10 protein-coding genes and 1 tRNA gene are annotated in these 11,199 nt (G+C 39.4%); 10 read left to right on the forward strand and 1 reads right to left on the reverse strand.

Annotated elements, in window-relative coordinates; translation table 11 throughout:
- Positions 1-64 precede the first annotated feature (64 nt).
- The 8 genes from H5S39_RS02560 (at position 65) to H5S39_RS02595 (ending at position 7,176) form a co-directional block, all read left to right on the forward strand.
- Positions 65-442, forward strand: coding sequence for an Rpn family recombination-promoting nuclease/putative transposase (locus H5S39_RS02560; protein WP_182596905.1), 378 nt, complete (start codon positions 65-67; stop codon positions 440-442).
- 253 nt (positions 443-695) lie between these two features.
- Positions 696-893: a hypothetical protein gene (locus tag H5S39_RS02565; protein WP_182596906.1), complete on the forward strand. Its 198-nt coding sequence runs from the start codon at positions 696-698 to the stop codon at positions 891-893.
- 29 nt (positions 894-922) lie between these two features.
- A complete protein-coding gene (locus H5S39_RS02570) occupies positions 923-1,810 on the forward strand; it encodes a LysR family transcriptional regulator (RefSeq protein WP_182596907.1) in 888 nt (295 codons plus the stop codon).
- A gap of 117 nt (positions 1,811-1,927) precedes the next feature.
- On the forward strand, positions 1,928-3,226 hold the full coding sequence (locus H5S39_RS02575; RefSeq protein ID WP_375139106.1) for a threonine/serine exporter family protein: 1,299 nt from the start codon (positions 1,928-1,930) through the stop codon (positions 3,224-3,226).
- A gap of 15 nt (positions 3,227-3,241) precedes the next feature.
- Entirely contained in the window at positions 3,242-3,892 is a 651-nt protein-coding gene (locus tag H5S39_RS02580) for a uracil-DNA glycosylase (RefSeq protein WP_182596909.1), read from the forward strand.
- 125 nt (positions 3,893-4,017) lie between these two features.
- Positions 4,018-5,568, forward strand: a complete 1,551-nt coding sequence (locus H5S39_RS02585) for an MFS transporter (protein WP_375139107.1) — start codon at positions 4,018-4,020, stop codon at positions 5,566-5,568.
- A 36-nt stretch (positions 5,569-5,604) separates the two neighbouring features.
- Positions 5,605-6,591 (forward strand): alpha/beta hydrolase fold domain-containing protein, encoded by a 987-nt coding sequence (locus H5S39_RS02590; protein ID WP_182596911.1) that lies wholly within the window; start codon positions 5,605-5,607, stop codon positions 6,589-6,591.
- 12 nt (positions 6,592-6,603) lie between these two features.
- Positions 6,604-7,176, forward strand: coding sequence for a DJ-1 family glyoxalase III (locus tag H5S39_RS02595; protein WP_182596912.1), 573 nt, complete (start codon positions 6,604-6,606; stop codon positions 7,174-7,176).
- A gap of 113 nt (positions 7,177-7,289) precedes the next feature.
- Here the strand turns inward: H5S39_RS02595 and mprF are convergent, their stop codons facing one another.
- A complete protein-coding gene (gene mprF, locus H5S39_RS02600) occupies positions 7,290-9,875 on the reverse strand; it encodes a bifunctional lysylphosphatidylglycerol flippase/synthetase MprF (RefSeq protein WP_182596913.1) in 2,586 nt (861 codons plus the stop codon).
- A 157-nt stretch (positions 9,876-10,032) separates the two neighbouring features.
- Between mprF and H5S39_RS02605 the strand changes: the two genes are divergently transcribed.
- Together H5S39_RS02605 and H5S39_RS02610 are read left to right on the forward strand one after the other, a co-directional pair.
- A tRNA-Asp gene (locus tag H5S39_RS02605) sits at positions 10,033-10,107 on the forward strand.
- A 65-nt stretch (positions 10,108-10,172) separates the two neighbouring features.
- On the forward strand, positions 10,173-11,036 hold the full coding sequence (locus H5S39_RS02610) for an RluA family pseudouridine synthase (protein WP_182596914.1): 864 nt from the start codon (positions 10,173-10,175) through the stop codon (positions 11,034-11,036).
- Positions 11,037-11,199: the final 163 nt, after the last annotated feature.

Here is an 11,199-nt window from a genome sequence, read left to right on the forward strand (position 1 = left end):
TTAAATTTTTTACGTATTTAAATTATAGGGGGAAATCTCCAATAATAAAGTACGAGGTGTAATTATGACGAAGACAATTCGTAATTGGAAAACAGCGGGATTAACTGATGACTTTATTTTTAATAAAGTAATGCTGGATGAAGAAATTTGCTTAGAGGTTATTCGACGAGTGTTGCCTGACCTTGATATTCAAAAGATTGAAATTCCCAATGCACAAAAAGAAATGAAATTTGCACCAGATGCAAAAGGAATTCGATTTGATATTTACACTAAGGATGCCCATAATAATCGTTATGATGTGGAAATGCAAATGGAAAATAAGACAAATTTGATTAAGCGAATGCGGTATTACCAAGCTGTTAATGCTCTTGATAGCTATGAGAAAGGTAAGGACTATCTTAAAGCTAATGATTCGTATGTAATCTTTTTTTTGCTGTTTTGATCAGTTTGGTTATGGAAATCAGTACTATACTGTTCATAAACACATTGGTGAGTTTCCTAATGAAATTGTCAAAGACGGAAGTACCGATATTTATCTAAACATTCCAAGTAAAAAACACGCTGTGAGTCCGCAACTTCAAAATTTACTTGACTTGATGGCGAATAGAACTGTTGAACCTCATGACCCGCTTATCGTAAAATTAAAGGAGAGAATACGACTTGTTAAGCAAAGTAAGGAATGGAGGGCTGAGTATATGCGACTTTCATTATTTGAAATGGATCAACGTCATGAAATTGAGGAAGCAAAAACAGAAGGAAAAATTGAGATGGTTAAGGGAATGGTAAAACAACATCTACCTAAGGAACAAATTCTATCAGTATTGAAGTTCAGTGGATTAAGTGAGCGGGAAGCAACTAGCTGTTATGAGAAAGCTGTAGAGCAGTTAAAATAAGTTTTGTACAATTAGAAAGGGTTAAGACGATGAACACTCGTGATTTACAATATTTTGTTATGTTGGTAAAACTAAAAAATTATACCCAAGTAGCAAATTACTTTAATGTTTCTCAACCTAGCATTACTCAAGCTATTCGTCGCCTTGAACAAGAGTTTGATACTAAATTGGTGCGCAAAGACCGGGTGCACCGAGATGAAATGATTACACGCAGCGGTCAGTTATTGTATAAAAAGGCACTTACGATTAATAATAAAATTGATATTGCTCATTATGAAATTGCTCGTTCCGATCAGCGCCAGATTAAATTTGGATTGCCGCCAATAATCGGAAAAATGTATATTTCGCATATTGTGGGAGAGTTTTCTAAAAGCCTTTTACAGCGTATAAGAATTGTTTCTGTTGGTTCGCATGACCTTTTAACCCAGTTACAGGAAGGTAAACTGGATATTGCGATACTTGGATCGACTGCCCCGATTAATCAACCAGGGATCTTCGCGGAATTAATTACAACGCGACCTTTTAGTGTAATTGTAAGTGCTGATAACCCCTTGGCAAAGAAAAAAATAGTTAGTTTTCGGGACTTAACAAACGAATTATTTATTAATTATGATCAGCAATATGTTCATAAAGCAGCCTTTCAAGCTTATTGTACCTATGCTCAGATAAAGCCACGAACGGCAGTGTATAAAGTTCCTAATATTTCGTGGATTAAGGAATTAGTTCGGCAGAATAAGGGAATTAGCTTAATGGTTGAAGACGCGGTTAAAGATGAACCCGGAATTGTAGCATTAAAAATTACTGATCCCATCCCAGAAAAATTCTATATTTCAATTGCGACAAGGGAAGATTATATCTTGAGTGAAGATGAAGAACAATTAGTCGCGCAATTAAAGAAAATTACCCCAACAGCTTGACAAGCGCCGTATAATAGTTAAGAGAATTAATGAAGGAGTTAGATTAGCTTGAGCATCGATAATGACACAACGATAAATGATTTTGAACCAACGGAACATTTGTCAGACAAGCACCATATGGCAATCCCATGGCATGATTTTTTTACGAATGATAATTTTACTCCCGCATATGAAGCAAACTTAATTGAACGAGCGGCGATTGTTGGTCGAATTGGTTTGATGATGCTTTCCTATGGTACTGGAGCATGGCGGGTCCGTGACTCAATGAATACAGTTGCGCGAACCCTAAAAATGACTTGTTCGGTTGATATCGGTTTGGTTTCTCTTGAATATACTTGTATGGATGCGCATCACAGTTATACTCAGGCAATCTCCCTTCCTAGTACAAGCGTTAATACAACAAAGCTTTCTAAAATGGAACGATTTATCAAGGAATTTGATAAAAAGGGAAGCGAGATGACTATTGGCGAAATTCATGCACGATTAGAAAAAATTGCCCATTCAAAGGGAAATTATGCCCCATACCAGGTAGGGTTAGCGGCGGCTCTTGCTTGCAGCGCCTTCGTCTTTTTACTTGGTGGTGGTCCTGTTGAAATGTTTTGCAGCTTTATTGGTGCAGGGTTAGGTAATTATGTTCGTCGTAAATTAATTGATCGTCATATTACCTTATTTGCGGGGGTAGCCGTTGCCGTAGCGGTCGCCTGCTTATCTTACTTATTAGCATTAAGCTTAATGCAATTGGCATTTAATGTTAGTTCCCGTCATGAAGCTGGCTATATTGGGGCAATGCTATTTATTATTCCCGGTTTTCCATTTATTACTAGTGGCCTTGATATTTCTAAGCTGGATATGCGATCAGGGCTTGAGCGAATGACATATGCAATTGCAATTATTACTGTTGCGACCTTAGTTGGGTGGATTGTTGCATTAATGGTCAATCTTCGGCCGGAAAACTTTGCAGCTTTACCGTTATCGGCGTTAATGATGTTTTTGCTCCGGCTTCCGGCAAGTTTTTGTGGGGTGTTTGGCTTCTCAATTATGTTTAATAGTACGCCAAGGATGGCAGCAACAGCTGGTTTTATTGGGGCAATTGCAAATACCCTTCGTTTGGAGATAACGGATTTAACAGGAATTCCAGCGGGTGCTGCTGCTTTTATTGGCGCATTAGTCGCGGGATTACTAGCGGCGGTTGTTAAGAAAAAGATTCAATACCCGCAAATTTCCATTACGGTACCTTCAATTGTGATCATGGTACCTGGGCTATATATGTATCGGGCAATGTATAATATTGGACTGACTTCGATTAGTGTGGGAACATTATGGATGACTAAAGCATTAATGATTGTCGTATTCTTGCCAATGGGGTTAATTGCTGCACGTATCCTTACAGATACCAAGTGGCGTCATAATGGGTAAGGAGGCCGTTATTGTATGATTGCAGAGTACCCACCAGAGTTGTTAGCAGAGGTAAAAGAAAAAACTATTGGTTGTCGCTTAACGGGCTTTACTCCTGGACAAGGATTATTAGAGCCTGACTTAATGTTAGTTGGTGAAGCACCAGGAAGGCATGAAGAACAGGTTAACATCCCGTTTTCCGGTGCATCAGGTCAAGAATTAATGGGTTTCATTGAGTCGATCGGCTACTCACGATCAACTGTTTACATAACGAGTGTGGTACGACAACGGCCTTATAGTATAAAAAAGGTTCGTGATAAAAAGACGGGTGAGATAATAGAAAAATATCCTAATCGGACTCCCACAAAAAAAGAAGTTTTAGCATTTGCGCCGTTGTTTGACTGGGAATTGGCGACTGTAAAGCCCAGCGTAATCGTGCCGTTAGGAAATACCGCCTTACAACGATTACTAGGTAGGAAAGCCAATATCGGCGAACTTCATGGTCAATTACTTCACGAACCAATCCAGCATGCTAATCATGATCATGACGGTTATCAAATGACGAGAGAAAAGTATTGGTTAATGCCAATGTACCATCCAGCTGCCGTTCTCTATGCTCGACGATTAGAACCGACTATTAAAGCTGATTGGCAGCGATTGGGACAACAGATAAAAAGATTTAAATAATTATTATACATTTACGAATGGTCGTCGTATAATGGTCTACAGTTTGAAAATAAAAATTATGGCCTCTAACGTTTGGCAAAGCCGAGCGCTAGGGGCCCTATTGTTGCTAATTGAGAAAAGATAATATGCTAATAAATTTAGGAGATGATAGGTTGGAACAGCAGCAACGACGGACGATTGTGACTGGAGCATTATTACTATCTAATATTATGGCCGGAATGGACGGAACAATTGTCAATACAGCATTACCAGCAATTACCAGTGACCTTCATGGATTGCAGTATATGGGGTGGATTATCGCTACGTTCCTTTTGGGAATGGCGGTTGCAACACCACTGTGGAGTAAATTTGGTGAACATAAAGGAAATAAGCAAGCATATATTATTGCCACTTCAATGTTTTTAGTGGGGGCGATTTTTCAGGGGTTAGCGCCTAATATTCTTTGGTTTATAATTGCACGAACCATCATGGGAATTGGTGCCGGAGGAATGAATACCATCCCGTTTATTGTGTTCGCTGAATTATACGAAAACCTTAAGAAAAGGGCCGAAGTTTTGGGGATTGCTAGTGCTTGTTTTGGAACGGCTTCAATTATCGGTCCTTTATTAGGGGGATGGATTGTTGATGCTTTAAGCTGGCACTGGGTCTTTTACGTTAATGTTCCGATAGCGCTTGTGGCGATTACGATTGTTAGTTTATTTTACAAGAATGTTAGAATGCAGGCTGCTGGTAAGCCGGTTGACTATTTGGGAGCAAGTCTTTTGGTAATCAGTTTAGTAATGATTCTTGTGGCGGTTCAATTAATCGGTACTACTTCTGGAATGGTAGTGGCAATACTAATGATTATTGGCTTATTCCTTCTAGGATGGATGGCTAAGGTTGACAGTAAAGCAGCTGATCCGATTGTCCCTAGTCGTCTATTTAAGAATCGCGAATTAGTAATTGATTTTGCATTATTTGTCATTATTTGGGGCTCATTTATTGCTTTTGTGACTTATATTCCAATGTGGGCACAGGGAATTTTAGGTCTTAGTGCTCTTCTTGGAGGAATGACGCAAATTCCGGGGGCAGTGACTAACTTTATTGGCTCGGAACTAGTACCCGTCCTTCAAGAAAGATGGGGCAAGTACTGGATTGTTACTTGTGGTGCTGCATCTATTTTTATTGCATACTTAGGAATCATGATTGGCGGTCAGCATACGCCATTCTGGTTGCTTTTAGTCATGGGCGCGTTTGAAGGCTTTGGCGTTGGCTTAGTTTTTAATATTTTACAGATAAACGTGCAAACTGATGCTGAGTTGCGTGATGTACCAATTGCTACCTCATTAGGCTATCTTTTACGAATTCTTAGCCAGACTTTAATGTCAGCAGTTTATGGAGTGATTCTTAATCAGGAATTATTCCGTGGCGTGCAGGCTCATCATGACATCACGCTTAAAATGTTAAACCAATTGTCCAATGCGAAAACTGCTGGTAACCTGCCGACAACATTATTGCCAACGATGCGGACAATCCTATATTCGGGATACCATAACATTATTGTGGCAGCTGTTATCTTAATTGTTATTGCGCTAGTCTTAGTTATTTCGTTAGGGTGGAGAAACCATTGTCAACAAGAAGCACCAACTGCTTTAGATAAATTTAAGGAACCTGAATCTAAAAGCGTGATACGATAGTAATAACAGTTATTAAAATAAGGAGAGCTAATTTTTGTGGAGAAAATTAAAAAATTGAATGCTCAAGTTGCTAGCCACCTAGCTAATAATCTTGAAAACAGTCTTCGGGACTTGCGACGATGTGGGGCACACCGCTCTAACAAAGCGACCTTTGTAGAAATGGGAATTCAGCTAAGTGGCTTTAAGGCAGATTTAGCAGAAAATAATAAGTTTAATGCAATGATTAGCAATGCACGGATTGATAACAATGTTCCCTATTACTTGCCATCAATAGGAATGAAAGTTAATACACAGCGATTAGAAGATCATAATTTAACAACTTATGTATTAAATAACCATGGGGATGAACAGGCAGTTATCCTCTATCTAACAGGTGGGGCCTATGTTCAACGGCCAGATAAGACCCATTGGCAATATTTAGACCGTCTAGCTAGAAAAAGTGGCGCTAAAATTTATGTTCCAATTTATTCTCTAGTTCCGCAAGCAACTTATCAGCAGGCATATCAAGAGATAGCGAACTTGTATAGTAAACTTTATAATTTATTTCCGGCTAGTCGAATTACGATTATGGGCGATTCTGCTGGTGGTGGCCTAGCAGCTGGTTTTTGCGAATATCTTGGCAAAAAGGGTCTTCCTCAGCCGGGACACTTAATTTTATTTTCTCCGTGGCTTGACCTTGATTTAACTAACCCACTTATTAACAAATATTCCACATCTGATGTTACACTAGCAGTAAATGGTTTACGGAAAATTGGCACAATGTGGGCGAGCGATACTGGTCACCGTGATTATCGATTGAGTCCGCTTTATGGTAATTTTGACCAATTACGCGATGTGACGATTTTTGTTGGTACAAGAGAAATTATGTACCCGGATACAGCCTTGTTTGCACAGAAGTTACGTGAAGCAGGGATTCCAGTCAAATTTAGTGTGGGCCGTGGACTATTTCATATTTATCCGCTCTACCAGCTTCCCGAAGCTAAGGTAGTGATGGAACAGGTTGTTACTATTATTAATGATTAATGAGGTGATATTATGCCAAAAGTTGCTGTAGTTTTCGCACCAGGTTGTGAAGAAGTGGAAGGATTGACTATTGTTGATGTTCTGCGAAGAATGGGAATTGAGACAACGATGGTTGGCCTAGAGGGTATTCATGTTCCTGGGGCACACGGGATTGAACTAACCTGTGATGAAATAATGGATGATAAGCTTTTAGATTATGACGTGGTTGCTTTTCCTGGTGGTCGTGGCGGTGCCCAGAAATTGCGCGATAATGACCAATTAATGAAACTGATGCAAAAGCGAAACGCAGAAAATAAGTGGGATGCAGCGATGTGTGCTGCACCAATTGCTTTAGCGCGTTATGGACTATTAGATGACCATAATTACACTTGTTTTCCCGGAATTAATGAAGAAATCGCCAAAGTTGCGCCAACGGCAAACTTTAAAACTGAGATTACAGTTGTGGACCAGGATGGAAAGATTATTACTAGTCGTGGTCCAGCTACGGCCTTAGCATTTGCTTATCAAATTGCAGAAGTACTTGGCTATAACACTGATAAAATCAAACATGAAATGCTCTATGACTATTTAATGAATGAGCGATAACATAGTGGACAAGTTTTGACTTTACCATTTTATAAAAAACAATAGGGTTCAAATATCCAGAATTTTCCAGGATGTTTGAACCCTATTTATAATTGTTAATAACAATAGCGTCATTACTTATTTAACCACCAAAATATTGAGCGGTGGGTTTGTTGGTCGACGCGCTGATTAACAACGCTGACAAGAATCATCATGGTAGCGATGATTGAATTTTTCTTTCGGAAGGCCGTGTATCGTGAATACCAAGCGGTTGCGTACTTGTCTTTATAACGACGAAGGCCTTGGAAGCCGTAGAGGTGATAGCCGTATTCATAAATAAAGTGGGCAGCTTTTTCCTCAATAAAGCTAAACTGTGATTCACCAACATTTGAAAGAGGAGCCATTCCCAAGTCAAAGTAGGTATAGCCATTCTCTTGACCGTATTGGAACATACTAATAAAAATTTTATCCATAATTCCAGAAGGGGCATCTTTGCTATGACGCATAAGGTCAATAGTGAGGATTTCTTTACTACCAGTAGGCATAAAGGTTGCAAAGGCTACCATCTTACCGTCTTTATCACGAACCACCCCTACGGGAGCCTGGTTGATATAGTAAGAATCAAAGTAGCCGAGAGAAAAACCTTTTTCAGTTTCATTACCTAACCAACTATCAGAAACCTGTTTCATTTCTGCTAATTGTTCTTTGCTAAATGGTGGCTTTTCGACGGAGAAAGTATATCCTTCACGGTCAAATTTATGAATTAAGGCACGCTGTGATCGTTGCTTTTTACCGGCTAGTGTAAAGTCAGCTAGCTTTACTAGTCCAGTTTCTCCAGTCTTAATAAAGTCAAAGCCAAATTCATGGAGGAGCATTGTCATATCACTTGATACTTCGTAAAAGACTAATTGATAGCCATATTTATCTGCTTCTCTTACGAATTGGCGAAGTGCCGGACGCCAGCTATTTTTATCACCGACAGGATCTCCCATCACAACAAGACGGTCATATTTGCGCCGATACATAAAGAAAAGCTTATCATGATCATCAATGTTGTAATAGTAAAGAGACTTATCACGTAAAAATGCGAGATGACTTGTTTCATTTCCACCATATTCTTTTATAATGGCACGAACACGGTTAGCATTAAAGGCTAGTGGCATACTAAACGGATCAGTACCAGCCATAAAGTATCGCAGGATTACAAAAATTAATAAAAGGCCAATTAGTAAACCGAATAGTCCTGAAAGCCAAATCTTTTCACCAGGGAAGAAAAGAAAATCAGGAATATGGTGCTTACTCGAATATTGTGGAGCATTAATTACACCAACAATAACATAGAGAATGCAAGCACCAGCGAAGATAAGACTATCGATCGCAAATTTACCAATTGAGTATTCTAACTTCTGGCGGTAGAGGACGTGCCTGGATAGTAATACTAAGACAAGGACGATGCTAAGGTAGATGGTTAATCCCCATGTTCCTAAGTTCCAAATTGTATTGGCAATTCCAATGACCAATAGGATTAAAGTTGGTAAGTACGCCTTCTTGACCTTTGATTGTAATCCCCGTGCACAAGCAAGCATTGCTAGGGCAAAAAGGATTGTCGTAAGCTGGTGAAGGAAGAAGAACGTATAGGGGTAAAGCCGAGCAATAAGCTTGTTTTGAGCGGTGATATCAGGGATTGAAGCTGTAAGAAGCATTAAAATTCCTGAAGCATACATAAAGGTCGTAATCAGGAAATAAGCTGCTTTACGGACCATTAAGATTGGTAAACCATCAAAGAAATTATTAACTTGGTGTGCCAGATTATGCAGGAATGAGATTCCAGCGATAAGAAGTGGAACAATGTAGTAAAAGATTCGGAATAATAACAGCCAAATTACGGATGTTGCTCGTGGAACCCCAAGTAAGGATAATTCAAGCATCATTAGAAGGTCAAATGATCCTAAGGCACCGGGAATCATGGATAAAACCCCTAACACTTGTGCAACAACGTATAATGGCAGAACACTAATTAAGTTATGCCGAATTCCTAAGCACCATCCAACAAGAAGGAAAAATAGGGCAACAAAGAGCCACTCACAGGTTGAACTCGTAACTAAAAAGAGACCGACTTTAGGGGTGACATCTTTAAATAGTTTGTTTTTGTGAATAACGGTAACGTAAAAGACCACCGGAAAATATAATCCGCCACCGACAAGCCAAATCGCATATTGGTTAAAATGTCCGCCATCATGAAAAACGAACATGATAATTAAAGCTACCCAACAGAGAACTGATAAGCCTGATAGCAAAAAAACAGCAATCTTTGAAATTGCTAGTAAAATTTCTTTTTTAGTCGCGTTTTTGCGATAAAAATATGCTCGTAAAGTAGAACCAAGGATACCGCCAAAGCCAGCGATATTAGTTAAAGTATTGGTTATCCACCCACAGCGAATAATATATGATAGCTTAAATTTCCCGGGTAATAGATGGGTAATTGCAAAATCATAACCCAGCATCGGGGTAACAGCAAAGCAACCAGCAATTAGTAAAGCTACAATACTTTCCCATGAAAGATTAGCTAAGCCAGTTCCGACTTCATGCCATTTAACAGTTTTGAAAAAATTACCTAATGCAAGGATTACGAATACTAAAACTGAGGTGACAAAGACAACCTTTATTATTTTTGAATATTTAGACCACCAGTTTAATAGGCGTTTGCCCAACTGCTGCATTAAAAACTCCTCCTTAATAATAAATACCTATACTTTTCATTATAAACTATTGGCGATATCGGCGATACTGATAGGGAAAATGATTTTTTTGCAATAATTTTAATTTAGTTATTGACTAATACTTTAAAGTTTCGTATACTTTTATTTGTTGTCAAATGGTCCGTTGGTCTAGTTGGTTTAGGACGCATCCCTGTCACGGATGAGATCACGAGTTCGAGTCTCGTACGGACCGTATATAGTTTTGTGAGAGCTGGGGTATCCCAGCTTTTTTTGTACTCATTAATAGGAGGAGTTCTAATGGAGAATACATGGGTGTATCAGGGAAATGAACCGATTAAAATTAAAAAATATTTACAATCTCTAGGAATGGGCCATCGATTATTTAACGATCTTAAAAATGGTGAAGGTGAGTTTTTAGTTGACCATCGATCAGTCCGTCCTACAACAAAGATTTTACCTAATCAGCCACTTACAATTAAAGCACAACCAGAGCTGCCAGATGAATCAGTAGGGATCAGCGATGAACCAATAAATATTATTTTTGAGGATGATAATTGGTTGGTGATTGATAAGCCTGCTGGGGTGACTTCCATCCCAGGTCCAACCATAAAAAACGGAACAGTCTTGAACCGTGTTAAAGGCTACCTCATCCGTAATAATTCAGCTGACCTTCGTCCACACCTAATAACCAGGTTAGATCGGTTTACGAGCGGGTTGTTATTAGTGGCTAAGCACCATATTGCGTCAAGCATGATTAGTCAACAGGTGCAGCAACATACAATGCTAAAGGAATATACAGCGATAGTTGAGGGACGTTTCAATGAAGGGCATGGTGAAATTAACAAACCAATTGCTCGTCGTGAGGGTGAAATTTCCCGGGTAATAGATGAGGGTGGTCAGCCAGCATTGACGGAGTACTGGGTAGAGAAAGAAGGAGCTGATTGGACGCTCCTACGATTACGGTTGCATACTGGACGTACCCACCAGATTCGTGTTCACCTAGCGTCAATTGGGCATCCATTAATTGGCGATCATTTGTATGGTGGTGATACTAGTAAGTTTGCCCACCAACTATTGCATGCTAGTAAGATTAGTTTTAAGGACCCATTTACGCTAAAGCAATTGGTGTTTACGTCTGACTTGCCAACATCGTTTAAATAATGCTTAAAAGGGAGAAGCTGTAGAAATATGCTTCTCCCTTTTAAGTTAGTGCGCCCGGCATGGATATTAGCTAGGCGGTGAGAGTCCGCTATGGGCCATAGTAGTCGGAACCATGAGCCGAGGACAAGGGTGTCCACTGCGAGGTGGAATCTGAAGGAAGTCT

The sequence above is a fragment of the Limosilactobacillus rudii genome, assembly GCF_014145455.1.
GTDB classification, from domain to species: Bacteria; Bacillota; Bacilli; order Lactobacillales; family Lactobacillaceae; genus Limosilactobacillus; species Limosilactobacillus rudii.